Source organism: Rhizobium terricola, from assembly GCF_012927355.1.
Classification (GTDB): Bacteria; Pseudomonadota; Alphaproteobacteria; order Rhizobiales; family Rhizobiaceae; genus Allorhizobium; species Allorhizobium terricola.
The window spans coordinates 71,275-95,859 of sequence record NZ_JABBGK010000005.1; the positions used below are offsets into that span (position 1 = coordinate 71,275).

At 56.9% G+C, this 24,585-nt stretch carries 28 protein-coding genes and 1 other annotated feature; of the genes, 13 read left to right on the top strand and 15 right to left on the bottom strand.

What is annotated here, in order from left to right; all coding sequences use genetic code 11:
* Positions 1-578: 578 nt before the first annotated feature.
* Positions 579-1,199, bottom strand: coding sequence for a hypothetical protein (locus HHL25_RS19095; protein WP_169594665.1), 621 nt, complete (start codon positions 1,197-1,199; stop codon positions 579-581).
* A 114-nt stretch (positions 1,200-1,313) separates the two neighbouring features.
* The gene (locus tag HHL25_RS19100) at positions 1,314-1,613 is read right to left on the bottom strand and encodes a hypothetical protein (RefSeq protein WP_169594667.1); all 300 of its coding nucleotides are present in this window, start codon (positions 1,611-1,613) and stop codon (positions 1,314-1,316) included.
* Positions 1,614-1,941: 328 nt separating this feature from the next.
* Here HHL25_RS19100 and HHL25_RS19105 point away from each other — a divergent pair, with 328 nt between their 5' ends.
* The 3 genes from HHL25_RS19105 to HHL25_RS19115 all read left to right on the top strand — a co-directional run bounded on the left by HHL25_RS19105 (position 1,942) and on the right by HHL25_RS19115 (position 3,656).
* Positions 1,942-2,433, top strand: coding sequence for a helix-turn-helix domain-containing protein (locus tag HHL25_RS19105; protein ID WP_169594669.1), 492 nt, complete (start codon positions 1,942-1,944; stop codon positions 2,431-2,433).
* A gap of 172 nt (positions 2,434-2,605) precedes the next feature.
* The gene (locus tag HHL25_RS19110; RefSeq protein ID WP_169594671.1) at positions 2,606-3,250 is read left to right on the top strand and encodes a hypothetical protein; all 645 of its coding nucleotides are present in this window, start codon (positions 2,606-2,608) and stop codon (positions 3,248-3,250) included.
* A 67-nt stretch (positions 3,251-3,317) separates the two neighbouring features.
* Positions 3,318-3,656 carry a hypothetical protein gene (locus HHL25_RS19115; protein ID WP_169594673.1) on the top strand — a complete coding sequence of 113 codons (339 nt, stop codon included), beginning with the start codon at positions 3,318-3,320 and terminating at the stop codon, positions 3,654-3,656.
* Here HHL25_RS19115 and HHL25_RS19120 read toward each other — a convergent pair.
* Positions 3,620-4,851 (bottom strand): IS3 family transposase gene (locus HHL25_RS19120; protein WP_112830825.1). Its coding sequence is split into 2 segments (ribosomal slippage): positions 3,620-4,560 and positions 4,560-4,851, totalling 1,233 coding nucleotides; the frame shifts between segments, so codons are not numbered across the junction. The genes HHL25_RS19115 and HHL25_RS19120 overlap by 37 nt on opposite strands.
* Positions 4,451-4,567: a sequence feature (AL1L pseudoknot), on the bottom strand. Its footprint overlaps the gene before it by 117 nt.
* Before the next feature lie 222 nt (positions 4,852-5,073).
* Between HHL25_RS19120 and HHL25_RS19125 the strand changes: the two genes are divergently transcribed.
* Complete coding sequence (locus tag HHL25_RS19125) at positions 5,074-5,547, top strand: hypothetical protein (RefSeq protein WP_169594675.1); 474 nt, start codon at positions 5,074-5,076, stop codon at positions 5,545-5,547.
* 318 nt (positions 5,548-5,865) lie between these two features.
* Here the strand turns inward: HHL25_RS19125 and HHL25_RS19130 are convergent, their stop codons facing one another.
* A complete protein-coding gene (locus HHL25_RS19130) occupies positions 5,866-7,671 on the bottom strand; it encodes a ThiF family adenylyltransferase (protein ID WP_169594677.1) in 1,806 nt (601 codons plus the stop codon).
* Positions 7,664-8,884 (bottom strand): adenylate/guanylate cyclase domain-containing protein, encoded by a 1,221-nt coding sequence (locus tag HHL25_RS19135; RefSeq protein WP_169594679.1) that lies wholly within the window; start codon positions 8,882-8,884, stop codon positions 7,664-7,666. The genes HHL25_RS19130 and HHL25_RS19135 overlap by 8 nt, the downstream gene beginning before the upstream one ends.
* 21 nt (positions 8,885-8,905) lie before the next feature.
* Here HHL25_RS19135 and HHL25_RS23565 point away from each other — a divergent pair, with 21 nt between their 5' ends.
* From HHL25_RS23565 to HHL25_RS19160, 6 genes are all read left to right on the top strand, one after another.
* Positions 8,906-9,115, top strand: a complete 210-nt coding sequence (locus tag HHL25_RS23565; protein WP_246701898.1) for a hypothetical protein — start codon at positions 8,906-8,908, stop codon at positions 9,113-9,115.
* 17 nt (positions 9,116-9,132) lie between these two features.
* Entirely contained in the window at positions 9,133-9,666 is a 534-nt protein-coding gene (locus HHL25_RS19140) for a YfbU family protein (protein ID WP_246701899.1), read from the top strand.
* Between the two features lie 109 nt (positions 9,667-9,775).
* The gene (locus HHL25_RS19145) at positions 9,776-10,483 is read left to right on the top strand and encodes a hypothetical protein (RefSeq protein ID WP_169594681.1); all 708 of its coding nucleotides are present in this window, start codon (positions 9,776-9,778) and stop codon (positions 10,481-10,483) included.
* Between the two features lie 123 nt (positions 10,484-10,606).
* Positions 10,607-11,038 carry a LexA family protein gene (locus HHL25_RS19150; protein WP_246701900.1) on the top strand — a complete coding sequence of 144 codons (432 nt, stop codon included), beginning with the start codon at positions 10,607-10,609 and terminating at the stop codon, positions 11,036-11,038.
* On the top strand, positions 11,035-12,336 hold the full coding sequence (locus tag HHL25_RS19155; RefSeq protein WP_169594683.1) for a Y-family DNA polymerase: 1,302 nt from the start codon (positions 11,035-11,037) through the stop codon (positions 12,334-12,336). The genes HHL25_RS19150 and HHL25_RS19155 overlap by 4 nt, the downstream gene beginning before the upstream one ends.
* Positions 12,333-12,569, top strand: a complete 237-nt coding sequence (locus HHL25_RS19160; protein WP_169594685.1) for a hypothetical protein — start codon at positions 12,333-12,335, stop codon at positions 12,567-12,569. Before HHL25_RS19155 ends, HHL25_RS19160 begins: the two co-directional genes overlap by 4 nt.
* Positions 12,570-12,827: 258 nt before the next feature.
* Here the strand turns inward: HHL25_RS19160 and HHL25_RS19165 are convergent, their stop codons facing one another.
* From HHL25_RS19165 to HHL25_RS19185, 5 genes are all read right to left on the bottom strand, one after another.
* Positions 12,828-12,992, bottom strand: a complete 165-nt coding sequence (locus tag HHL25_RS19165) for a hypothetical protein (protein WP_169594687.1) — start codon at positions 12,990-12,992, stop codon at positions 12,828-12,830.
* A 618-nt stretch (positions 12,993-13,610) separates the two neighbouring features.
* Positions 13,611-13,913 carry an I78 family peptidase inhibitor gene (locus HHL25_RS19170; protein ID WP_169594689.1) on the bottom strand — a complete coding sequence of 101 codons (303 nt, stop codon included), beginning with the start codon at positions 13,911-13,913 and terminating at the stop codon, positions 13,611-13,613.
* Complete coding sequence (locus tag HHL25_RS19175; RefSeq protein WP_169594691.1) at positions 13,913-14,245, bottom strand: hypothetical protein; 333 nt, start codon at positions 14,243-14,245, stop codon at positions 13,913-13,915. The genes HHL25_RS19170 and HHL25_RS19175 overlap by 1 nt, the downstream gene beginning before the upstream one ends.
* Positions 14,242-15,132 carry an abortive infection family protein gene (locus HHL25_RS19180; RefSeq protein WP_169594693.1) on the bottom strand — a complete coding sequence of 297 codons (891 nt, stop codon included), beginning with the start codon at positions 15,130-15,132 and terminating at the stop codon, positions 14,242-14,244. The genes HHL25_RS19175 and HHL25_RS19180 overlap by 4 nt, the downstream gene beginning before the upstream one ends.
* A gap of 13 nt (positions 15,133-15,145) precedes the next feature.
* Entirely contained in the window at positions 15,146-15,829 is a 684-nt protein-coding gene (locus tag HHL25_RS19185) for an SOS response-associated peptidase (RefSeq protein ID WP_169594695.1), read from the bottom strand.
* Positions 15,830-15,942: 113 nt separating this feature from the next.
* Here HHL25_RS19185 and HHL25_RS19190 point away from each other — a divergent pair, with 113 nt between their 5' ends.
* A complete protein-coding gene (locus HHL25_RS19190) occupies positions 15,943-16,833 on the top strand; it encodes an SMODS domain-containing nucleotidyltransferase (protein WP_152342079.1) in 891 nt (296 codons plus the stop codon).
* Here the strand turns inward: HHL25_RS19190 and HHL25_RS19195 are convergent.
* Complete coding sequence (locus tag HHL25_RS19195) at positions 16,830-17,774, bottom strand: IS481 family transposase (RefSeq protein ID WP_169594697.1); 945 nt, start codon at positions 17,772-17,774, stop codon at positions 16,830-16,832. The two genes, HHL25_RS19190 and HHL25_RS19195, sit on opposite strands and share 4 nt — an antisense overlap.
* A gap of 30 nt (positions 17,775-17,804) precedes the next feature.
* Here HHL25_RS19195 and HHL25_RS19200 point away from each other — a divergent pair, with 30 nt between their 5' ends.
* Entirely contained in the window at positions 17,805-18,353 is a 549-nt protein-coding gene (locus tag HHL25_RS19200; protein ID WP_169594699.1) for a hypothetical protein, read from the top strand.
* Between the two features lie 520 nt (positions 18,354-18,873).
* The gene (locus HHL25_RS19205) at positions 18,874-20,859 is read left to right on the top strand and encodes a heme lyase CcmF/NrfE family subunit (RefSeq protein WP_169594701.1); all 1,986 of its coding nucleotides are present in this window, start codon (positions 18,874-18,876) and stop codon (positions 20,857-20,859) included.
* An 85-nt stretch (positions 20,860-20,944) separates the two neighbouring features.
* Here HHL25_RS19205 and HHL25_RS19210 read toward each other — a convergent pair whose 3' ends face one another.
* The 4 genes from HHL25_RS19210 to HHL25_RS19225 all read right to left on the bottom strand — a co-directional run bounded on the left by HHL25_RS19210 (position 20,945) and on the right by HHL25_RS19225 (position 24,527).
* Entirely contained in the window at positions 20,945-21,907 is a 963-nt protein-coding gene (locus HHL25_RS19210) for an arsenic resistance protein (protein ID WP_246701901.1), read from the bottom strand.
* A gap of 370 nt (positions 21,908-22,277) precedes the next feature.
* Positions 22,278-22,832 carry a DedA family protein gene (locus HHL25_RS19215; RefSeq protein ID WP_246701902.1) on the bottom strand — a complete coding sequence of 185 codons (555 nt, stop codon included), beginning with the start codon at positions 22,830-22,832 and terminating at the stop codon, positions 22,278-22,280.
* A gap of 347 nt (positions 22,833-23,179) precedes the next feature.
* Positions 23,180-23,881, bottom strand: a complete 702-nt coding sequence (locus HHL25_RS19220) for a L,D-transpeptidase (RefSeq protein WP_169594708.1) — start codon at positions 23,879-23,881, stop codon at positions 23,180-23,182.
* Positions 23,882-23,912: 31 nt separating this feature from the next.
* Complete coding sequence (locus tag HHL25_RS19225) at positions 23,913-24,527, bottom strand: SCO family protein (RefSeq protein WP_169594711.1); 615 nt, start codon at positions 24,525-24,527, stop codon at positions 23,913-23,915.
* Positions 24,528-24,585 lie beyond the last annotated feature (58 nt).

Here is a 24,585-nt window from a genome sequence, read left to right on the forward strand (position 1 = left end):
TTTCGAGCATGCCTCGGAATCGTCGATGCTTCGCCCTGAAAAGTAAAGCCCGAGATCGGTCGCATCTGCCCACTACTCGGTTTTGGCGTCCTGAAGCCCGCACCACACGCCGCTTGCCGGAAAATATGGTTGGAGGTAGGAAGCACCTTGTAGCGCTCACATAGGCCGCGTGTGATGCGAGCCGCGATGGCGTGGCGGGCATCGTTGCGCGTGGTTGCATCATTCCGGCACAGGCCCTTGCCTGGGCATCCAGTAAGTCCTGAAAAACCGCCTCGATGCGCCGGGCAAAGCGCGTGAGGATGACGGTGGCGCCATCTTTCCGAAGTCAGTGGAACGGTGATATCGCTGGCCACAGCGAGGCTTTGCGCAGGCTTGTGCGCCCACCACCTGATACCCTTACCCTTACTACCCCCAGACCTCGCCGGTCTGGCAGGGTTGCAGGAGGCCTACACGCTAGAGACACAGCAGATTCGTTTTCAATCGGGCATGGTTTGTGCCATAGTAACCACGTAAGCCTCCGCTTGTCCCTGCATTGCATACGGCGGAGGCGGGTTGCTTCAATACAGTCGATAGGGCGGCTAACGTTGCTGAGAGTGTTTGCGCCTTTCCTGAATGGATCGGTTCAGAGAGGCAACATACGAGACTTTACCGTCGATCGTCGCCTCCAATTCCCTGAGAACTTCAGCATCGACGGGATAGAGCACCGGTAGGGTCTGGGGCCAATCCAGTTTCTCAGCATGTCCGTGCCGAACTCGAAGTTTGGCAGGATCACCGGAAATTCTATCCAGAAGGGCGGCGACCTGAGACAGAGCCATTTCATCGTTGGTGAGCAGCACGGCGCCATGTGGCACCCCTTGCTCATCCGCCGGTGCGCCGTAGCGATTGAAATGGGTGAAGTGCGCCTCTCGCATGTTGAGGATGCAGGAGGCCTCGTTTGGAGCTATTTCCAGGCCAGCACGGATGCATTCACGCAGAAGCGCCCGTAAGTCGTGCCCAATCTTCTTTGACGCAAGCGCTTTTTCAGTTACTCCGGTGTCGAGAAGGTACGCCTTCAGCGCCAGTTCCGTTGCCATGCCCAGCAGAAAACCAAGGGGTTCGAGAAATTCTGACTGTCGGATCTGATTGGCGAGGATGATGCGCGCGCTGTGCCAATACCGCATTGCAATCGAGAGCCGATATCCGGCGACAGATGTTTTCACGCTATCTCCTTTAATGGCGGTGCATGCGGGGCCTCATTCACTTTGGCGGAAAGTCCCGATTTGCATAGGTGATGTAATAGTTAACGTTGGCCCAACCGGTGTTCGAGCCATCAGTCAGCAGAAGCTCATTAGGAACGAACTGAACTGTACGGGGCGCAGCGTGGCACTGGCGAAAAAAGGACAGCCAAGTTTTTTCGCGACCTCGGAGGCAATCTTCCGGTCAACCTGGACGCCGGTCTCCTGAATCTGCATTAACCCGCGCCATAGGTCTCCGGAGAACGACGGTGAGCCACAGAGGAACATTCCAGGTTCGTTCGCTGTTGCCGTGCCGGTGCTACCTACGAGCAACGGCATGGTCAGCAGCAAAGCCGCGAAGAAGCGGTTAGAGGATTTTTCGTAGTGATCAATGCTCATTAGACCACTTCCTAGCTGACGCTTTGTCGTCGGTACCCGCGACTACCAACGGTTTCGAGCGAAAATTATCCTTACCCGGGTGAACGGTGAGACAGTCCCCTTCTAGGTCCTATTGCTCTTCTGCCGTTTCGTCCTATTCACTGAAGTCCTGATTCACGGTTAGTCATTATTTGGGTGATCCCCGCTTCATCGGCCCCCTGATCCTTAAGACGGGGGCTGGGCGAACTCATGGACGCCCCAGACCGAAGCTGGGTTCACCCCCGCTGTCCTTGCTGAGTGCCTGTGAGAGGCTGATATAGGACGCATGCACGATCACGGGAGCATGAAGATGGAAGAAGTTCTAAAGGCCAAAACACCAGACGTCCAGGCGCTCAAACAAAACGAGAAGAAGTGGTCTCCCACCTTGATGAAAGCTGGCTGGAGCGCTTTTCCTAACATTATCATCGAGAAGCAGCGAGCGCTGGGGCTGGACGCGCTCGATATGAATATTCTTTTGCATCTGGTGCAGTACTGGTGGCTTGAAGAAAACGTGCCGCACCCGTCTGTGGCAACCATTGCCGATGCGATCGGTGTGACTACTCGCACGATCCAAAAGCGTGTCTCGGCACTACAGGCGGCAGGCCTTATCACGCGCGAAGAACGCCGACACGCAAAGTTCGGCAGTCAGACGAACCTTTACCGCTTTGACGGGCTCATCAAGGCTTGTATGCCGTTCGCTCAAGAGAAGGTCGAGGCTGCTAAGAAGAAGGCCGAAGAGAACAAGGAGCGCGTGAAGCGCAAAAAGCCGAAGCTGGTCGTAAACAACGACGATCTCGGTTAGGTCAGCGGCCTCAAAGGGGATGGTTAAAGGGTTGGCATTGCCACGCGATAAGGGTGGGACAAGCCTATCTATCTTGTGGCAGCTTAGAAAAAGCAATGCCCCGGGCGCTTGCATGCAGAGGCGCTACCGGGGCTCACATAAACAAGATGGAATAATTTGGAGGGTTTTTCAAGTGGTATTTGCCTACACGCCCACGAATATCGCGAACCTGGAATCATCCCACTCCCCTGAACGGCTAGCACCTTACTATGCCCTGGCGGGCGGCGATAAGGCGCTCGGGATCAAGCTTTACGCCTGGAACAGCGCGTTGTCTCAGGCACTATACACACCCTTACAGGGGCTGGAAGTGACGCTGCGCAACGGAATTAGTGCCCAACTCAGGGCTGCCTACGGACCCACCTGGTTCGAGCTGAATCCAGGCCCCCCCTTGCAATACCCACTGCCCGATATGTTGCTTAAGGTCCGGACCGACCTGGGGCGCCATGGCAATGTGCCAGATCACGGTCGGGTCGTGGCGGAGCTGAACTGGGGGTTTTGGACTGGGGTCCTCGCAAAGCGATATGAACAGCTTTGGCGTACCCATTTCCGTCAGGTTTTCCACGCGGACGGTCCCCTTACCCGCGCGCAGATCTTCCAGCCTCTTGATGATCTCCGGCGCCTTCGGAATCGCATCGCGCACCACGAGCCAATTCTCAACCGCAACATTGCTGCCGATTATGCGTCGATTTTGGATTTGATCAGGTACATTTCTCCCACAACGGCGTCGTGGGTAGATGACCAAAGTTCGGTCATGGCGGTATTGGCGTCGAAACCGTGAGAAGTTGCCAATTGTTCGGTAGGGAAATTCACATCGGACGAGATCGCATGGCTCAAATGGTGGGAAGATGACCGTCGTAATCGCGCAGATTAGAAACGAAGAGATATTGGTTCTCGCTGATACAAAGGTTCAGGACCGTCAGGAAACGGGACCGGACACGATGCCAGGACGGTTGAAGATCGTGACCTTAGGTCATCGCTTTACCGTGGCATTCGCGGGTGCCGCCGATCCAGCCCACCTCGCCGTGAAGGAAGCGGCCAAGCTGGTCGCACTCAAACAATTTGAGCACGCCATCGAGTGCCTTAAAAGCTGGTCCAATAAGCATGATATTGAACCGCCCCGGCTTTGCCGGAGACCATTTGGTTTAAGTTATGCGGCCATGGCTGGCGCGTCCAGCGTGGCGTAGTAGCGTTGTTCGGCTTCGGCTGGCGGCATGTTACCGATGGGTTCCAGAAGGCGTCGGTGGTTGAACCAGTCGACCCATTCGAGCGTGGCGAACTCCACGGCTTCGAAGTTGCGCCATGGTCCTCGTCGATGGATGACCTCGGCCTTGTAAAGACCGTTGATCGTTTCGGCCAGAGCATTGTCGTAACTGTCGCCAACACTTCCGACAGACGGCTCGATGCCCGCCTCTGCCAATCGTTCGGAATAGCGAATGGACACATATTGCGAGCCGCGGTCGGAATGATGAACCAGTCCGCCACGTTTGACGGGCCGTCTGTCATGAAGCGCCTGCTCGAGAGCATCGAGCACAAAGCCCGCATGAGCCGTCCGGCTTGCCCGCCAACCGACGATACGGCGGGCGAAGGCGTCAATGACGAAGGCCACGTAAACGAAGCCCTGCCAGGTCGCGACATAGGTGAAATCGGATAACCACAGCATGTTCGGCGCGGGAGCCTTAAAATGGCGATTGACGCGGTCAAGCGGGCATGGAGCACGCTTGTCGAACACGGTGGTTTTGACAGGCTTGCCGCGAAAGATGCCTTGAAGTCCCATCGTTCTCATGAGCCGTGCGACAGTGCATCGAGCGATATCAAAGCCTTCTCGCTGCAACTGTCGCCACACTTTCCGCACGCCATAGACCTGGAAGTTCTCGTTGAACACCCGGCGTATCTCGACCTTCATGACCATGTCGCTCCGGGCGCGGGCCGACAGGCGGTCCACGTCCGTGCGTTTGGCGACGACCTCATAATAGGTGGACGGGGCAATCGGCAGCAGCCTGCAGATCGGCTCGACCCCGAGCACCGAGCGGTGTTCGTCGATGAAGGAAATCATCGCTTCAGTGGGCGGTCGAGCTCCGCCTGGGCAAAATATGCAGAAGCCTTGCGCAAAATCTCATTCGCCTGACGAAGCTCGCGGTTCTCCCGCTCCAGAGCCTTCATCTTCTCAGCCACGTCACTCGGCAAACCTGCACGCTTGCCGCTGTCGACCTCGGCCTTCTTCACCCATTCATGCAGGGTATGCGCCGAGCAGCCGATCTTGGCGGCAATCGAAGAAACCGCCGCCCACCGTGAGGGATGCTCGGCTTCATGTTCCATCACCATTCGAACGGCGCGGGCACGGACTTCAGGAGAAAATTTGTTCGTCGTTTTGCTCGTCATAGACCCTACTTCTCACGAGTTGGGGTCTCCGGCAAAGCCGGGGCGGTTCATATTGACTTCATCACTGCCTCCCACCAGCCACGCGCTCGATTGTGTCGTATCCGTCGAGGGGTTGCTCTAGACATACCGGACATCTGTTCAATTGGTGACACCAGCCCGTTTCATAGCCAGGTTGAGGCAGCCCGAATTTCAACAGAAGACGGCCCTCTCAGACAAAGCAACTTGCGCTCCAGGTTCATTGACAGGCTACTGACCAACAAAAACCTGGGTGACGTTATTGGTGGCTTCCCCACGGCTGTCGAAGCGACATCGGCGGGACACCGCTACCTCACTTGTTCGGGTTTCTACACCTACAAATTCCCAACCATGAAATCGGGGCAGGAGATACATCAATCTGTAGAGGAGGTTTATTCTGGTGAGGGTCATTTTCAGCTGTCGGTGATGCCAATCATTAAAAGCGATATTCCGGTCATGGGGGTTTGCCTACTCCAGGCGCGAACTGGATACGTCTACTCGCCACTGCTCCGGCCTTCGGGGCGAAGCATCAAGCTACTCGATCGGACTGAGTGGGAGGGGTATGAGACGGAGATGTACAGGACGCTACAGAAGGCCATGGATGAGGAGGTTGAGACGCTAAGCCGGATGTTTCCAAAACAGTTTGTTATCACGGAGAAAACGCAGGCTGATCGCATCTGACATCATAGCGTCCAGTAAACGACCATTTACCGGACATAGAAATATTCCTCTGTCACCGCCATGGTTCAGGAAGCGACTTGTCTGTAAAGTATGTACGGAAATCAAATGGTGGGAAATCGGTCAGGTTTGCGCACGCTTCATGCGCCTTGAGCGGAAACGAAGACCGGCCTATTAGTTGGATTATCAAGCCACTGAAAATTTCCTTTTGGTCTTCCAATTCGCCCCGTTCCGAACCTCGCAACACCAACGACATACACCGGCGAAAGGGGTTGTAAAAAGCCCCAGTTGGCAGATTGGCGTCACGCTGGTTCTTTCAGACTAAAGCCCTCCGCCTGAACAGCATGAACACGATGGGAGCCGCCGGTCGAGAACCGTTTCCCCGCGAGGGTCACCCTTCATGAGGGCCAAAGCCTGTTCCGTCCAAACTCCACCAAATTCCTGAAGATGACGCTTACGCGCCGCCCATATCCGATGAGAGGATTCCTTCTCGCGACCAAGCAAGCAATCCAGTGCAAGTTCGCAGACAAGACTGGTGACGTGATTTAGCTCGATCGGTCCATAAGGAGCAAAATGCACACCACACGCTGGCTCTTCAAGCACGCCTCCCTCCGTCCAGGTGACCATGTTGAAGTTCGAGCGACCAAGATTGTCGACGGTCGATGACAAACATGGTCCGTTTTCAAGGACTGCCAGCGCATGACCGGCACCCGCGAACGGCTCAGTCCATCCATAGACGACGGGAATTCGGCGATCGTTCGTGTTCTGCCATTCATTCAGCAGTTTATCGGCATGCCCGCTGCCCGTTGTGGAGATGATCAGATCTGCCCCGCTGAACCAGTCTGGAGCTTCCGCAACAACTGACTCCGCAGTCCGTTCATGACCCACGATGTCAAGGTGAGGGTATTCGGCGCTTGAACGAGCCGCGAATTCGCTGGCCTTATTGAGCCCCACGGACTGCCCACCGAGATGATGTCGGCCGACGTTAGACCATTCCAGTGTGTCGCAATCTACGACATGCAACTTGCCAACCCCCGCACGCAGAAGCGATGCCGCCACAAAACTTCCCACCGAGCCGCAGCCGAACAGGACGACGGTCGAATTCAGCAAGCGACTGGCCCTTGGATCACGGCCGCGGCCGTGAATCCATTCAGCCTCCGCTCTGATGACGCGGCTTCGGGATATAGTCTGCGAGCCAAAAACGCGATCCATCAGGATGTCTGTCGGCACTGCGCCGCTCCTGAAGCCGTCGGAAGGAAGCCGACCTCTGCCGCGGGAGGTCTCAGCGACAGGCATGTCAACGGTCGCCGCGACAAGTCCCGGCCCGCCTCTACCTGGCGCACCAATTACAATTGTCTTTGCTCGGTTTAAGTCTGACAAGGTCGAGCGTACAGCTCCGAGGCCGTCGCCCTGGGCACGGCGCGCAAGATCAACGATGTGGCGCGCACGCTGTGGATACTCCGTTGGGAGCGGCGGCGCTTCGAACCACAGCAATGCTGCTGGCAGTGTCGCGTGGACCTTGGTCAATCCGGTATATTTCCGAACCCAATCGCGAACATCCTCCTCGGTTTCAGCGAGCAGGGTGAAAGCCGGTCCATTCCAAGACCATATCTCCCGCGACGGGCCCGCTGCGCGCAGAAGGCTATAATGTCGACGTGGTCTGCAAAGATCATATGCCCAGTACGTCAGGAACTCTTCCTGAAAATCGCGTTCAATGATTTCACCGCTAAGAAGCTCTTCAATGAGACGACAGGAGCGGGAAAGCAGGTTCTCTACGACAGCAGGGGGATCATCCTGGTCCAACTCAAAGCCGTTTCCGAGCAGACAAAGCACGCCATCATCCTCAACATGTGGCCACGTCAGCCGAGGAGGATGTTCCACCAGTGCTATGCGTGCTGATATGCTCGGGAACCAGCGTGTGATGAGAACATCAAGGTGTTTAATCCCGTCGGAGAACTGGAGGGACAATCGCCAGCCGCCTTCGAACTTTCGACCCTCATAACGCAGGAGATCGCGCCTTTCGAGGCGCCGCCATTCTGTCCCTTCAACGGCGGAGAAACGTTGTTCCACTGCCGCTGCAACTGCCTCATCCACGTGGTCAAACGCATCATCATTCAACTCAAGCATGGCGAGTGCCACCGCTGCTGTGCACGGCATTTTCACTCGCGGCAGCACGGCTAACCCAGCCACCCGACGTGGCGAGCGCTGGGGCGGCGAGAGGCGGCGTCTTGCTGGCGTTCTCAGAACCGAGGGCGAGCGCCCGTGAATAGGTGAGATCTTGCACGCGGCCGGTGTGCCCGAAGAGATCTCGTATGTCACGAGGCGCAACCGCAAGGGCTCGGTCGCCGAGCGCGCTCTCTCTACCGCCGCAGATCGACTGCAGGTCCTCGGAGTTGGAGACTGCCTTACTGGTCGCGCATCGAACCGAGAAATCACCTCGAATGCCCAGACGAGTTATCGGCGTTGGCCCCAACTCTACCCCGATCGCCAATCCAAGCTGCTGGATCCCGGGTAGCAATGTCTTGCAAAGATCGAAGCTCGATCGCATGGCAGCGGCACACATAACGGCATTACGAACGGTCTCCCGCTCATCTATGTCGAAGGCTGTCCCGGTAGCCATGACGCCATGCAGGCAATCACCAATGAAACGGACCTTCTTTCCGTCGAAATCCCTCTTCAACACAGCTGCCAGCTCGTGTCGGATGGCATGTAGATTTGAGACCATCTCGGCGATCTTTCCGCCGATGGTGCAGTCGTCAACATACTTCGTGAAGCCGTCTATATCGGCGAAAATCGAAACAAGCGGCATGTGAATGCTGTTGCTGGGCGACAAGAGAGAATAGTCGATCGTTCGCAGGGGAGGGGTATGTTGGTGAAACCTAAAATTCACGTCGCGAATCGCAGGTTCAACGCGCAGACGCACATCTGCTGACAAGGTGCGGATGCGAGCATCTGTCACTCCAGTGACGGCGCTTGGTAGCGCTGCTCTGCTACGTAAATTAAAGGAGCTACTCTTCTCCAACACCAATGAACCCGCCGGCGTGTAGCCAAGGGTTGAGCGAGCGCGGTCACTCAGATAGATGCCCTCCTCATCTCCGTCGGCGAGCTTTGCCGCATAGTTCGCTGGACGACCCAAAAACAGCGGCTCAGGCTCATCGCCTCTGCCAGAATTCACGGCGATGGCTTTCCCGGTGTCTATTCCGATCCTGGTGCGTGTCTGAAACTCTCCGTTTGACACCGAACGACCCGTCTCCTCGACCATCCTGGCGAGGGCATTGGCGAATTCCATCGCACGCTCAAGACGCAACCGTTCATTCGCCTTGCCGGGCGGCGTGGCCATGACCGCGTGAAGGCGCGGTCCGTGGAAATCCACGCGTTGCGCGCCGAATTCGCGGACGATCTGATCGCACGCGCTGTAGTGGATATGCAGGAACTGAAGCGCACGGCGATGGCGCGCTTCGGATTGACGCATGGCGGGCACGCCAAGATGACGTACCTTCTCGATCCGAAGCGCTACGCCGCCTTATCGATGGGGCGTTGCAAGACGATAAGCCGGAATACTTCCGGCTGAATAACAGGGAAAAGCTGATGACTTGGCTTCTGACCGAGATTCTGAAAAACCAGATCGAGGAGCGGAAAGACAAGACCAACAACAAGTATGATTTGAAGAAGACGAAGCTCATTCAGGAAGCGATCTATGGCGGGCACTATTGGTCGCTGAACTGGGAGCTGCAAGGTGTGATGCACAACCATGTCGATGACCCCAAGGATGTGACAACCGTCGTCAATATCTTGGATATGTGGTCATTCATCGAACGAGCTTACCAAGGGTTCAGTAACGCTGATAAGGTTCGAGTGCAGCAGGAATCTGGATACGGAGCCTATGACCCCAAATTTGCAGGTTTTGATGGAAACAACGAAAGTACTCACCTGAGCATCGCACGGTTTTTGGTGGAAGAGCTTGGACGGTTCGAGAGCTTCAAGGGCCGCGACTTCAACTCTCACTTCCCCACGGTTGCCCGATATTCTCAAATGGCAACAGTCTTCGAGAGGATGCGTCCATCGCTTATTATGCGCGAACTCTCGCCGGATCAGGTTATTGAGCTGCTGAAACGGGTATGAAGGTAGTGACCGCTTGACCCCACCAATTGATGTTTGGAACCTAGCCACCTTTGACAAGGAACTGTTGGCGCTCTTGCAGTCGCACGGGGATGTGTTGCGAAACTATGAGATGACCGAGCAGAAGAATTACAAGGAACAGCAGGCTGCGGATCGGTGGGTACCACTTCGAGAAAACCCCTATGCAGCAGAGCGGATGCACGTTCTCGAAAACGTTATCATGCCAGCAATGGAGCAGCGCACTATCCGCGCATGGCATTACACACGGCTTACCGACGAGGAGGCGGCGTCTATCCGGGCAAACGGCGTCGTCATGTCAGATGTGGCAGGTATTCGCCGGAGACTTGATGCGCAAGTGGCTGCGGGCACTCTTACGAGCGATGTAGCCACTGCGATCTACTGGGAAAGTCCCTTCCACACGCAAGCGGATTCCCGTTCCGGCAAATTTTGGATGGTGTCACATCCCTTAGCTACCACGGATGGCGGGGTGGAGCTCCTTCTGCAGCATTGGGGCGGGGAGGGGGTCTATTTCTGGCTGAAAGACCCAGCCCACATCGAGCTAGTTCAGGGTATTGGCCGACCACGTATCATCGAGATTGCTGTACCACTGTCAGTTACCATAAGCAGTTACTCGTCCGCCAAGGCTGTTGTCGCAACCTATGTTACCTCACTGGGTGGGAAGCCGGACTATGCTGCTTTCGACCTTTACGCGACGAGGGCGCTCGCCCAAGCCGCCGTGCTTAATCTCCATTCGGAAGGGGATTTGAATTTCGCAGCCATGGCACAAGGCTATCCTGCCGGTTTCGTAGGTCGCGACTGACATCCTGGCGATCGTTCGCGATCGAAAAGGGCGAGCCAGCTTCTAGCCTAGCTATTGATTTTTGGCTCCCGATGTGTTCCCTGTTTGTTCCTTTCGCTACCAGTCGTGAAAGGATCGAATTGAATGCTCGCCGGCCTGAAAATCGAGGCAGAAGTCTATGTGCCTCTCATGCTCCACAGGTTATGCGCCGGCTTTCCGTCCCCCGCAGATGACTACGTTGAAGAGTCTATCGACCTCACCAAGCTCCTGATCCGGAACCCGCCGGCAACCTTCTTATGGAAGGTCGACGGCAATTCGATGCGAGACGCCGGTATTTTCCATGGGGATCTGATCGTGGTCGACCGAAGCCTGCGGCCGGTCGACGGCGATATCGTCGTGGCGACGGTTCATGGCGAGCGATCATTGAAGCGGCTGCGCATGACGGGTGGTCGTCCGCGGCTGATGTTTGAGAATTCGGACATGCCGCGGTTCGACCTTCCCGAGATCGCGGAAGTGGAGATCTGGGGTGTCGCACTCTGCAACGTACATTGGCTGCGACCGAGGAAGCAGGGATGACCTCATTCGCACTGATTGACGGCAACTCATTCTATTGCTCCTGCGAGCGCGTCTTTGACCCTGCCCTCGCAAAGCGGCCGGTCATTGTTCTGTCCAACAACGACGGATGCGCCGTTGCCAGAACGGCGGAGGCCAAGGCGCTCGGCATCGGCATGGGCGAACCCTACTTCAAGATCCGCGATCTCTGTCGTGACAATGATGTGGCGGTCTATTCCAGCAACTACACCCTTTATGGCGACATGAGCGCCAGGCTCAATGCGATCTATCGGCAATGGTCTCCAGATGTTGAGGTCTATTCGATCGATGAAAGCTTTTTGGATATGACCGACATCAGGCCTGCCGATCGCGTCGCCTTCGGCGGCGATCTTCGGTCCACGGTGCAGCAATGGACAGGGATCCCGACCTGTGTCGGCATTGGCCCGAGCAAGACACTGGCGAAGTTCGCAAACCACGTCGCGAAAAAGAACCCGGAGCTTGGCGGCGTCTGCGACCTGACAGATGCAGCCGTTCGGCAACGCTGGCTTGATCGCGTCGAGGTTGGGGAGGTTTGGGGCGTTGGCTCGGCATCAGAGCGAAAACTATTCGGCCTGGGCATTGAGACGGCCGGCGACTTGGCTCGCGTTGATGCGCGGCTTGCCCGCAATCTCCTGAGCGTGGTCGGCGAGAGGACCGTTCTGGAGCTGCAGGGCATTTCATGCCTGCCGCTCGAAGACGTGCCGCCACAACGGAAGGGATGCGCCGTAACGCGATCCTTTGGAACGCCGGTTACAGATTTGGCCGGAATGCTCGAGGCAGTCGCGGCCTATGCGATGAGGGCGGGGGAGAAGCTGCGCCGGCATGGTCTCGAGGCGACACATATGGCGGTCTTCATGCATACGTCGCGCTTCAACTCGAAGGACAAACCGCACTCGGCTCAAACAACAGTCCATTTTCCCGAGGCTTCGAACGACACTTTCGACCTGATCCGGGCTGCTCAGAGCGGAGCGCGCAAGATCTTCAGGGACGGCCATCGCTACGCGAAGGCCGGCATCATCATGAATGATCTGGTGAGGGCGGCGTCACAGCCGCGACCCCTCTTCGATGCGCGAGACCGTGACCAGTCGGAACGACTGATGACAGCGTTAGATGCGGTCAATGGGAAGTTTGGGCGTGGCTCGCTTATCCCGGCCTCGGCCGGCATCAAGCGCGACTGGCAAACCAAGTTTGACCGTCGATCGCCGCGCTACACCACGAATATCAAAGAACTGCCCGTCGCTGTGGCGCGCGAAAAAACAAGAAGAAGCGAGGGATTTGGATGAGCCTGCCTCGGCTGAAGGACTACCGGGCGGAAAAGATCGACATCGAGTGCCGGCGCTGCGACCGTTACGCCGTGCTCGATCGGAAAGCATTGGTGAAGAAATACGGCGCCAGCTGTCAGTTCGTCGACCTCAAGCGCGCCCTCGCGATTGGCTGCGACCGTAAGGGGGCAGATTATTGTGAGGCGCGGTTTCCCTGCCTCCTTCGGATCGGCGTTCTGATAGAACGTGGTTAGTCTCTGAAGCGGCGGCTCGCCAGGATAAACACCAAGCCTAAGCCTAAGAACGGCAGAGAGTAGGCGAGGGCATCCGGATACTTCCATGGCGCCGGGGGAAGGTTGCTACATCCGCCCGCGCCGTCCAGGCCACAACTGAGGCTCTACAAAGTACCAGAAGCCGACTGCAAACAGGCAGACGGCTATTCCTGAGAATAGAAAGACGCGCTTGACCATAGCGCGACAATACCCAAGGCGCCGGCATTGAAAAGAGCCGCCCTAGTGGGGCGGCTCGGCGCTGATCAGCGCATCGAATGCGGCCTCTTCTTCGGCAAGCTTCGCTTCGGCCGCCGCCAGCTCGGCTGCGATCTGCTGACGCTCGGCCTGGTCGATTGACGCTGCAAGTTCGGCGCGCAGTTCGTTGATGCGGTCGTAAGTGGTCATCGTCGGCTCCTTTGAATGAAAACAAAGGTGCGGGACCGACAAGGGAGGGTTTGGGTCAACGACCGCCGTAGGCGGCCTGCGGGGCGTGGGGGAGCCGATTTCGTTGCGCAGCGGGGAAATTGGGGGAACCGCGCATCATTGACGCGGATCCTCCCTTGTCGGTTTAATGGTTGATGTTGAGAGAGATTTTACCTCTCCGTATTGCTCCATCACTTCAGTTCGGAACCTGAGACCCCTCACGGCGTTCTGGCGGCGGAGGGGCAGCGATGACAGATAGATATCACATGTTCAGGCAGCTCGCCTGTAGTGACATGATGCGTAAGGCAGCGCAGGCCCATGTGAAGCATCAGCCGATACAGAATGATGATCGGATCAATTCCCTCCTGGAACGGTTGTCTCAGGCTGAAGCTCGCAGCACTGCACCAGAAGAGAAAGACCCTTAGAACCGTAATGCAAATAGAGTAGCTTGCAGGCCGCCTATCGCATCCCCATATGGAATCTTGATCGACAAGCGGATCCTCCCAGCCGCCGCGTCGATCGTTCCCCTCTGGAGGCTTAGACCTTCACACCTCAAGGGCCGCGGCTACCGCTGGCCCTTTTTCTTTGGCGACGGACAAATCAGCCGCAGGTGGCCCGCGTGACCCGACCCGACGCCGGATTAGTCTCGATCGTCACCCGATCCTCTCTAAAGTCCTGGGTCACCATATCGCCAGGTTGGATCTGGCGAACCGTCTTGGCGCCGGTCCGCTGCATAGCCGCTTCGTCTGCCGGTTTGGGTTTGCCCACCAAACTTCGTGCGGCCTCGGCGTCACATAATGCTGTGACAGACGGCGCGATGGTAAGATTGCCATTGCAGCCGCTTAGGGTCACGAGAACCGCAATAAGCACGAGCTGCGTGTAGCCTTTTCTTCGAAGATCCATCAGCGACGCTCCCATACCTTCAAAAAGGGCAGGCCGCCTAGATCCGCAACTGCTTCTGCGGCAGCCTGACACGAAAGCGCAGAAAGGCTTCTTGCCATTTTCGGACGAAGGTCCTCAACTGCATCGGATGCTCGCTTGTACTCGTCGGCTGTCAAATGACCGCCCATGGTGGCATCAGTGATCGAATAGAAATCATCGCAACGATCTTCTACGGCTAAAACAGCAGCCCAAAACCGAGCGAAATCATGAGCTTGATCTGCATGAGCCTGCTGTGTCGAAAAGATAGACATCAATTGCCCGGCAAAACATAGCGTCACAGTTCGAGTGATCATGATGTTCCCTTCAGCAACAAAGTGCGGTGCTGTTTCAATTCCCACGTCTCGATCAAGAAGAGAGCGAGCGAGCTTGCCGCATTGATCGCCAACCGAGCAATCCTTGCATCGATCCGCCGGTGTCCCCTCTCCCGGCCATGTGCGTCGCCGGCGTGTGTGCGCAAGGCGCCGATGCCCTTTGCGACAGAAGTCAGTCCGCTCAGGATTTGGCGAATGTCGTTCTCGATCTCAGGCGGCAGGCCCGACCGGCCCGGCGACAGTCCCAACGGCTCCTGAACGGCACGAATGAGCCCGTCGATATCTTTTTTAGCGGGGAGCGGTAGGCCCAACTCAATCAGGATAGATCGGCAGACTGCTTCCACGAGGGAACATGCTGAAGTAACCGCATCCTCCGGATCCTCGGTAGCGCTCTTAAGGGCACGGCTGATGTCCAGTTGCACCGTGTCAAAATCCAGTCGCGTGACAGTTTCCGTGAAAGCAGTAACAACCACTCCTGCGGTTCCTCGCGGCAGGACCTCGGCTTTCCCGTTTACGGTCGTGACCGCAAGGCCATCGGCTGCAAGAGCCGCGTTCAAGTGCTCCTGTACTGCGATCGCCCTCGTCGGATCGCTAAGGTATTCACGCGGATCCGAGACCTTCTGAATAACTCGCTTCAGCTTTTCGTCAGCGTCCCATTGACCGGCGATTTGGCGGAGGAAGTCCATCGTTGCCGGCAACCTCGAACTAGCGCCGATACGCATATCCAAGCCGCAATCCATAAAAAAGCGCTCGATATTTGGACCCGAGCGGTAGATTCCGATCGGTTCAGCTATGTCGGGGCCTTGGCCGACGCCCCCGGTGATGACATCCGTCAGGGCTTTGATCACGTAAGGCGAAAACTGAGCCATCAGGCCTTGCCCCCTAGAGAGAGTTGAGTATGGGCTTCTTGGTGTCCATCCCGTCATAGCGAGATGAATTCACCTCACGGCCGACACGATAAAACTCAAGCTGGCTGTCGATCTGGTTTTCAAGAAGGAAGGCTTTCGCGTCAGCACCCTGAACAGAGGCATCCAACCAGGCGTCATAGGCCGATGGATCCAGCATGACGGGCATTCGCGTATGAATGTGCGCAATGTGGTCGACGGCTGGCGCTGTGATGATCGTGCAGCTGGTGACGCCTAGCTTGTCGTTACGCGCCCATAGTCCGGCAAATGAGAAAGGCTTTCCCTCAGGGAGCTGCAACAGCCATGGGTCTTTCTTGCCGTCCTCTTCGCTTGTGGTCCATTCGAAATAGCCATCAGCCGGGATGAGGCAGCGCTTCGACTTGAAGGGTTCGCGGAATGCCCCAGATGTGTCGACGGTCTCGATCCTCGCGTTGAACATTGCGGCCTTCGGCAATTCCTTGGCGAAAAAGGGGACAAGCCACCATCGCCCGTAGTCAATTTCTAGCTCGCCGGCTTTGTCCTTATGGGCGAAATTGACGCTCTGTGTCGGCGCGATGTTGTAGCGCGGCGGCATGTTGGACGGGGGTGGGTTCTCTGCATGAATATTGTAGAGGGCATGGATTTCGGCCCAAGTCATCGTGTTGGTAAACCGGCCACACATACTCTACTCCGTCATGTTTCTTGGGGAGAATAGCCCAAAACTCCCTCAATCGCAGAATGGAAATAGCGAGGCCGGTGCCAGAACACTTATAGTTCTGACGCGGGAGGCCTTCAATGTGGATTGCAGTACGACAGCGCTTTAGTCGCTTCCATGAAAATCTGAGCCTGACGACCGATCAACTTGAGGACGGCCTTCGGAAGCAGCTGGGCGTCAGAAAATCCCTCCACGCAGCCTATTGGGGAGAATCAACGGAGACTCCGCACGGCTTTATCGTCGGCTCCTGGGGCAAGGGTACGGCAATAGGTCCGCCAAACGATGTCGATATCTTCTTTGAGCTTCCTATCGAAGTATACACTCGGTTCGAAGGGTACCAAGGAAACAAGCAGTCCTCCCTTCTTCAAGAAGTGCGCCAGGTGCTCGTAGATCGGTACTATCAAACAGACATCCGTGGTGACGGCCAAGTGGTAGTCGCCGGGTTCAATACGATCGCTGTCGAGGTGGTTCCGGTGTTCCGGTATGACGATCAAGGTCGCTTTCTGATGCCGGACACCAATAATGGCGGTCGATGGAAGCTAGTCGATCCGCGAGCTGAGCTTCAATTCATCGAAACGGCCGACATCCTCTCGTACCGAAACGGGCGGCCAATGGCGAAGATGATGAAGACGTGGAAGAGACATTGTAATGTCCCCCTCAAGTCGTATCAAATCGAGATGTTGGCCGCCGAATTTATGTCGGCCTATGCACATCGCGATCAGGACTACTTCTATTACGACTGGTTTGTCCGTGATTTCTTGATCTTTCTGTGCGGCAAGGCGAATTCCTATCTCGTCATCCCTGGCACCCAAGAGGTAATCAACCTTGGTGACGGGTGGCTTTCGCGAGCCCAGACCGCAAGAGATCGAGCAATTCTTGCATGTGAATATGAGCGCGACGATTTCACGGTGTTGGCGGGGGAAGAATGGCAGAAGATATTCGGAAATCGCATCTCGATCTCGGTGACCTAGATGTGAGTTCTCAGGAGGTTGTTCACGTGGTCGGCTGGCGTTCGGCCGTTAATTGCTGAGTGTGGTCTTGCGTGGTTGAACCAGTCAAGCCATCTGGTGAGGTCTGCGTTTCGGGCTTGAGACGACGGGTAGGCCAGACCATAAGCCCATTCGCACATGAGGGTTTGAATGAACCTCTCTGCCTTTCCGTTGGTCTTCGGCGTGTAGGGTCTGGTGAAGATGTGGCGGATTTTGAGAAGCCGCAGAGCCGTGGCAAAGCGACCGGATCGATAGGCCGATCCGTTGTCGGTCATTACCCGTTCGACCCGGATGCCTTGGCTACGGAACCAGCGTAGCGCCCGCAGCAAGAAACCGGTCGTGGTTGCCTTGCGTTCGTCGCCGAGGACTTCAACATAGGCCAGCCGCGTTGCATCGTCGATCGCGACATGCACGAAGTCCCAACCGGCTCCCTTGTTGCGGCATCCGGTCCGAGTTCCGGTGATGCGGTGCCCCGGACGGTCGAACCGCCCTAACTTCTTGATGTCTAGGTGGATCAACTCGCCCGGTCGCTCGCGTTGATAGCGGCGCACGGGTTCGGGCGGATCAAGGCGCGAGAGCCGTCCCACTCCCGCGCGCTTGAGCCATCGCGACACGGTCGATCGCGCCAGCCCGAGCTTGTGCGCAATCGCCGCGCCGGTCATCCGCATCGACCGCCGCAAGTGCAGGACCAGAGCAATCAACGGCTCCGGCAAGCGGGCGCTGACGCGGGCGGGCGCACTTGCCCGGTTTGAGAGCGCAGCACTCCCACCCGCTCGAAACCGCGCGAGCCATTTGCGCACCGTACGGACGGAGACGGCAAAGGCCTCGGCGACATCGGAGGCAGACTGGCCCGACGAGATACGTCTGACGATCTGCTCTCGACTGTGAACTGTAAGACGGGCACCATGGTGCGGGTTGTTCATCCTTCGGGGTCCTCGGCTGGAGTTTGGCGATTGCAGCCTAAACCCTTTCCGGATGAACAACCTCCTGAGACTTCACACCTAGAGAAGCGCAGAGCGGCAATTATTGCAGAGTGCCGGCGGCAGGAAGAATCCTGCCTATACACTTCGACCACGCTCTTTATATGGCTGCGCGCCGTGCGAATTCAGAAGCAGATTTTTGTCGCCGCTCCGATCGTCATCGGCGGCATCGCCAGCTTGTCGATATTGCAGGATTGGGGATACGAATGGGTGATCGCAATTCTGGCTCTTGTCGCGAGCCTGTTCCCCGCCTTGGCCGACGCCCTGAAGATTGAAACAAGTGTCGATGAGATTTCCCGGCTGGGTGCTGAATTCAAATCGTTGCAAGACCGATTCCGACGCATTGCAACCATTACGGCGTTGGGCGACGTGCAGGCGGCCGAACAGGGGCTTGCTGAGCTGATGGATCGAATGGATATCGCGAGAAGCCACAGCATCACGCCTCCTGAGTCAGCATTCACTAAAGCGCAGAAGAAGATCGAAGCGGGTCACTACAGCTTTCAAGCGGACAAGGCTCATTGAGTGTTCGGGATGACGGGCAGCCTGTCTATTTCGGGTATACGTGCTGAGACAGCATCCGTGAGACATATTCAGTGTGTCATTTGGACGATCTTCGCGTTTTGAGACGCGGCGTCCCGAGCGTCTAGAAGTAAATGAGACGAAATTCGGCAAGAGCAGCCCTAGGCGGGTAGGGGCGGCTAAACTGCAAGCTGACCAGGAGATTCTAGCACAAACCGTCTTGAAATTATCTATGATTTCAGAAGCTTAACAAAAATCAGATAAGCTAAATTATGGAACTTCACTGAAGCCTCGAGACGATTAAGCGTGTCGCAGTCGCCGAGCTCGATGACACCGCCGGGAATGAACACTGCTGTTGCTCGCAGGGCAAGTCTTGGGCTAGGCTGGTCGCTGATCTTGGATCGTGGTTGAAACCCTTGTCCCGATACAGTGCCTACCAGCATGACGAGACTTGAATGTCAAGGGACGCGGCCGCTCGTCTGGAGGCGCAAGGGGTGGAACTCAGCGGCAAGGGAGAGATCCAATGATCATTGAGCTTGGCCACTATGCCCTGGTGCTGGCACTCGCCACCTGTCTTGTCGTTTCCATTTTGCCCGTGATCGGCGCACGGCGCGGTGACGCAGCAATGATGGCGGTGGGTACCACCGGCACCTATGCAATGTTCGTGCTCGTCGCCTTCTCCTTCGCGGCCCTCACCTACGGCTACGTCTTCTCCGACTTCTCGGTGCAGAACGTCTTTGAGAACTCTCACTCCCTCAAACCGATGATCTACAAGGTATCCGGCGTCTGGGGGAACCATGAAGGCTCGATGCTGCTCTGGGTGCTGATCCTGACGCTGTTCAGCGCCATGGTCGCCTTTTTCGGCACCAATCTCCCGGACCGGCTGAAAGCGAATGTGCTGGCCGTACAGGCCTGGATCACGACGGCCTTCACGCTCTTCATTCTTCTGACGTCCAACCCCTTTATTCGCCTGTCGCCGATCCCGGCCGAGGGTCGGGATCTGAACCCGGTTCTGCAGGATATCGGCCTCGCGATCCATCCGCCTCTGCTCTATCTCGGCTATGTTGGCTTCTCTGTCTGCTTCTCCTTTGCGATCGCCGCTCTTATGGATGGCCGCATCGATGCCGCCTGGGCCCGCTGGGTTAGGCCCTGGACGCTAGCTGCCTGGGTGTTCCTGACGGCCGGCATCGCCATGGGCTCCTACTGGGCGTATTACGAGCTCGGCTGGGGAGGCTGGTGGTTCTGGGATCCGGTCGAAAACGCCTCCTTCATGCCATGGCTGGCGGGCACGGCCCTTCTGCATTCGGCTTTGGTCATGGAAAAGCGTGATGCCTTGAAGATCTGGACGGTACTGCTCGGCATCATCGCCTTCTCGCTGTCGCTGCTCGGCACCTTCCTCGTGCGGTCGGGCGTGCTAACCTCGGTGCACGCCTTTGCGAACGACCCGACGCGCGGCGTCTTCATTCTCGGCATTCTCGTGATCTTCATTGGTGGGGCCTTCACGCTCTTTGCACTGCGCGCGCCGATGCTGAAGGCCGGCGGCTTGTTCCAGCCGATCTCGCGTGAAGGTGCGCTGGTTCTCAACAACCTAATTCTCACCGTCTCCACCGCGTCTGTTCTAATCGGCACGCTTTATCCGCTGCTTTTGGAGACGCTGACGGGCGAGAAGATCTCGGTCGGTCCGCCCTTCTTCAACATCACCTTTGGGTTGCTCATAATACCCCTCCTGCTCGCGATGCCCTTCGGGCCATTCCTCGCCTGGAAGCGCGGCGATCTACTTGGTGCGCTGCAGCGGCTTTACGTGGCGGCGGCGGTCTCGCTCATGCTTGGCCTCGGTTTCTGGTACGCCCAAAATGGCGGTCCCGTCATGGCGGTGGCAGGCCTTGCGCTCGCCTTTTTCGTCATGGGCGGCGCGGTATCCGATCTCTGGTATCGGGCAGGCTTTGGCAAGCATCCGCTGTCCACCGCCTGGAGTCGACTGAAAGGCCTGCCGCGGTCGGCATTCGGCACGTCACTTGCGCATTTCGGCATGGGTGTGACCGTGCTCGGCGTCGTGGCCGTCACCACCTTCGAGACGGAAACGGTGGTCGAGATGAAGCCGGGCATGACGGTGGAGGCCGGCGGTTATGTCATCACCTTCGACGGTATTCGCGCCGCGACGGGACCTAACTATAGCGAAGACCGGGGGCATTTCACGATCCGCGAAGATGGTGTCGAGGTGGCCGATGTCTGGTCGTCGAAGCGGCTCTACACGGCCCGCCAGATGCCGACGACGGAAGCCGGCATCGTCACCTTCGGCTTCAGCCAGCTCTACATCTCGCTGGGTGACCCAATGGCCGCCGGGGGCATTGTCGTACGTGTCTGGTGGAAGCCCTGGATCCTCTGTATCTGGTCCGGTGCCATCGTGATGATGGCTGGTGGCATCGTCTCGCTCTCTGATCGCCGTTTGCGAGTCGGAGCGCCTAAGCGAACCAAGGCCTCGATAAGGCCGTCGTTAGGGGTCAGCTGAGTGCACGAACAGACAGCCCCCTCCGCTTCCTGCGCGAATTAGACGAAGGCGCCATCCCGGCCCGGCACAAAGCGGCTTACATTCTTCAGGCAGCCTTGTTCGACCCAAACTTTGGTGCCAGACGAATGTAAGCCAACTGGCTCAGCAGTTCGATCAGTGTCTGCGTGACAATTATTGCCGGAAGGATCGGTACAGCACCCGGGACAGCGAAAGCCAGCGGCAGGACGACCAGAGAGTTGCGCGTGGCGGCACTGAATGCGACGGCACGGCCCGCTGACGCATCAAGCCGGAACAACTTACTCATACCCCACCCCGCCAAGGGCGCAGCAACCGCGTATGCCACGTATATTGGCACAACACGGAAAGTGGCATCGAGTGCGGGGCCGAGTTGCGGTACGACGGCAGCAACCACGACGAAGAGTACGAACGCTGTCGCAGGAACCGGAAGCAGCCCCAAAACCGCCGACGCACGCTGCCCTGCCACACTTCGGCCGGCCGAGAACTGGATGAGGACGGCGAAGACAAGCGGGACTGCGATCAGCCAGACGAACGCGTGGAAAAATGGTCCGGCTTTGATAAGAGACCCAGCCTCGGGACCGAGGAAAACGCTCAAATAGACGGGCAACAGTAGCATTTGGACGATCAAGAGCGTGGGTGTTGCTGCCAGCAGGAGACGGGCGTCGGCGCGGCCAAGATGCGAGAACGTAACGACATAGTCGATGCATGGGGCGAGAAGGACCAGCAATACGCCAAGCCGTATCATCGGATCAGGTGGAAGAAACGGGACGAGAACTCCCACCAGCATAGGCATGACGACAAAATTCGCCAGCAGCAGGACGCCAAGGAAGCGGAATTGCGCGAGGGCCATCCGAAGTTCGGCAAGCGGAACCTGAAGGAAGGTCACAAACAACATGAACGCTAGCGACGGATTTATGCCGATCTCAAGTGCGGTTGTTCCAGAGATCGAGAGAGCCGCCAGAGCGCCAAGGATAACTGCGCCAAAATAGATCTGGACCTGATGATTTTCGAGGGTGTCACGGAGGGTCAACGGAGCGCTTTCAGTTTTCATTTCAGGCCGACGAAGCTAGCCAGGTCCGAGAACAATGGCCGCCGTTGCTATCCGGTGGTTTAGTCTTCGAACGCCTTTGGTGCCAGCTCGTTGCAGACAAGAAAAGCGCTGCGGGGCTGGAGAACTGGACAGGGAGGCGGACAGAAAAGTCCGATTTCCAGCATCACCTGAAAGCTTCCCCTATATGCCGCAAGTCGCTGAATTTGAGCATGTCGACCTGCGCCGTAGATCAGCGTGACAGTTTGAAAGGTCTGGGGATAGGTCGGTCCGGGTGCGTGTCAGGCTTTGCGGTATACATGCGCTGTTCTCTGCCTTTCCATGTTGACCAGGCATGAAACTGCTGATGACTTCAATTGGATTGTTCTCCAATTTTCGGGATTCGGACAGCTATCCGATTTATCCGCCACCATGCGAAGACCGACAGGAGGAGCATTGCGGCAAGTAAGACAATACTTGCAAAGCCCCAGCCGGTTTCCACCGCCTCCTCTATCTGTGCGCCGAAAACAAAGCCCGTTGAAACCAGGCAGGCGGTCCAAACTATTGCGGATGCTGCATTCAGAACTGTAAACTTTGCCCATGACATTGATCCGAGACCAACCGGAAGCGCGCCGATGGTCCGCATACCCTTGGGATATCTGTAAAGAAAGATGTAGGCCCAGCCGTACTTTGCAACTAGGATTTTCGCGGCCGCATAGGCCTTTTCGGCAAAAGGCCACCTCGTTAACCACGCATCCCCGTATCGTCTCGCGATAAAGAACCGTGCTTCGTCCCCGAGATAGCCGCCGGCAAAGGTCACCGCTAAAACAAGGGACAAGTCCAAAGCTTGTGTTTGAGCCGCATAGCCCGCGAACAACGGGAGACTACCGCTTTTCAGCATGCAGTATGCGAAAAGCAGGATGTACATCCATGTCCCGTATTCTCGTACTAGATCAGACAAACCGTCCATATCGCTTCACCAAATCAAATCGCAGGCACAAACAGAAACTCTTTTGTGTACGATCTACACGATCTATCGGATGTTTTCCGTCGCATGGCCTGCCTGGTGAGTGCACGACCATCGGACATCTGGTTCAGTTTGGCATAGCCCGGGCACGAGCTGAGGCTTCCGGTGTTTTCCGACAGCCTCTACATGACAGCGCCAGGGGAATGCGGATAATCGGAGTCAGCTCCTACAGGGCACAGGCCTCGCATGCCTGGCCTCACGACTTCAGGCCGCTGAACTGTCGGTGGGGACTTCACGGTTTTCTCCGCCTATGCCTCAGAGAAGCGAGGCAGGCTGGTAACGACGATGGGGGTTTTGCCTGGCACTCGACCATACAAGTCGACCACGTCCTGATTGATCATCCGGACACACCCTGAGGATACCGACTTGCCGATCGTCCACCATTCTGGCGATCCATGGATGCGGTAAAGCGTGTCTTCGCCATTCTGGAAAATGTAAAGCGCACGCGCGCCCAATGGATTCTTGAGGCCAGGTGGCATACCGCCATTGGCAATGCTGTAGGGCGCAAGTTCCGGCTGTCGAACGACCATCTCGTCAGGTGGCGTCCAGCGCGGCCACTGACGTTTGTACTGAATGACCCCCTTGCCCGACCATTCGAACCCCTGCCGGCCGAGACCGACCCCGTATCGCATCGCCTGTCCGCCCTCGTAAGTCAGGTAGAGAAAATAGTTGGCCGTATCCACGACCAATGTGCCTGGCCGCTCTCCAGTCGGATCACTCACCATCTGCCGGTAATAGCGCTTGGCGATCTTCTGGTAGGGTATAGCAGGCAGCGGGAACTGTTCGTTCAGTATCGGTCCATAGGTGGCTTCCAGAACTGGATGGGATATGGGTACGATTTCAGACTGTGTCGTCTCTGCGGTCGTTGCCGAGCAGCCAGTCAATACAGCCGCCGCTGCCCCAGCCCCCCCGATAACGAAGCCTCGTCGTGTCAATTTGCCAGACTGCAATGTATTTCCTCTCGACGGTTGAAGTTCTGGCTTACGAGCCGGTCATCAGATTTCGGATTTTCTTCATGCGAACCTCGCGGGATTCATGCATGTCGAGCGTTCCTTTGAAGCTACCATTGGCGTCCATCATGTATACGCCAGCCGTATGGTCCATTGTGTAGCTTCCATCTTCGGTCGGAACCTTGCGTGCGTAGGCGGAGAAAGCTTTGACAGCCGTCGCTGTTTGCTCCGGCGTTCCCCGAAGGGCAAGGATTCGACGGTCGAAGGATGTCATGTACTCGTTGAGCAACTGCTGAGTATCTCTCTCTGGGTCAACGCTGATGAAAACAACGTTGAAACCGCTCGCAGCGGGCCCGAGTTCATTCATCAGGTCATTCAGCTCGAACAGCGTTGTGGGGCAGATGTCAGGGCAGTGGGTAAAGCCAAAGAACGCCAAATACGGCTTTCCCTTGAGGACAGCGTTATCGATCACTTGGCCCCGGTGCGAAACCAACTCAAATGGGCGACCGATCGAAGGGGTAGAGGACGTGTCTGGCTCACCACGTTTGCCGCCACTCGATTGGAGCAAGTAACCTATAATCAGTAGCAATGTGACGATCGCAACCACACACCACGCCACAAGTCGAAACGCTCTGAGAGCTTTCATCTAATTCCCTGCCGACATTCACCCTGAAGAACCTCTTAGAGTAGTCCTAATCCCTCTA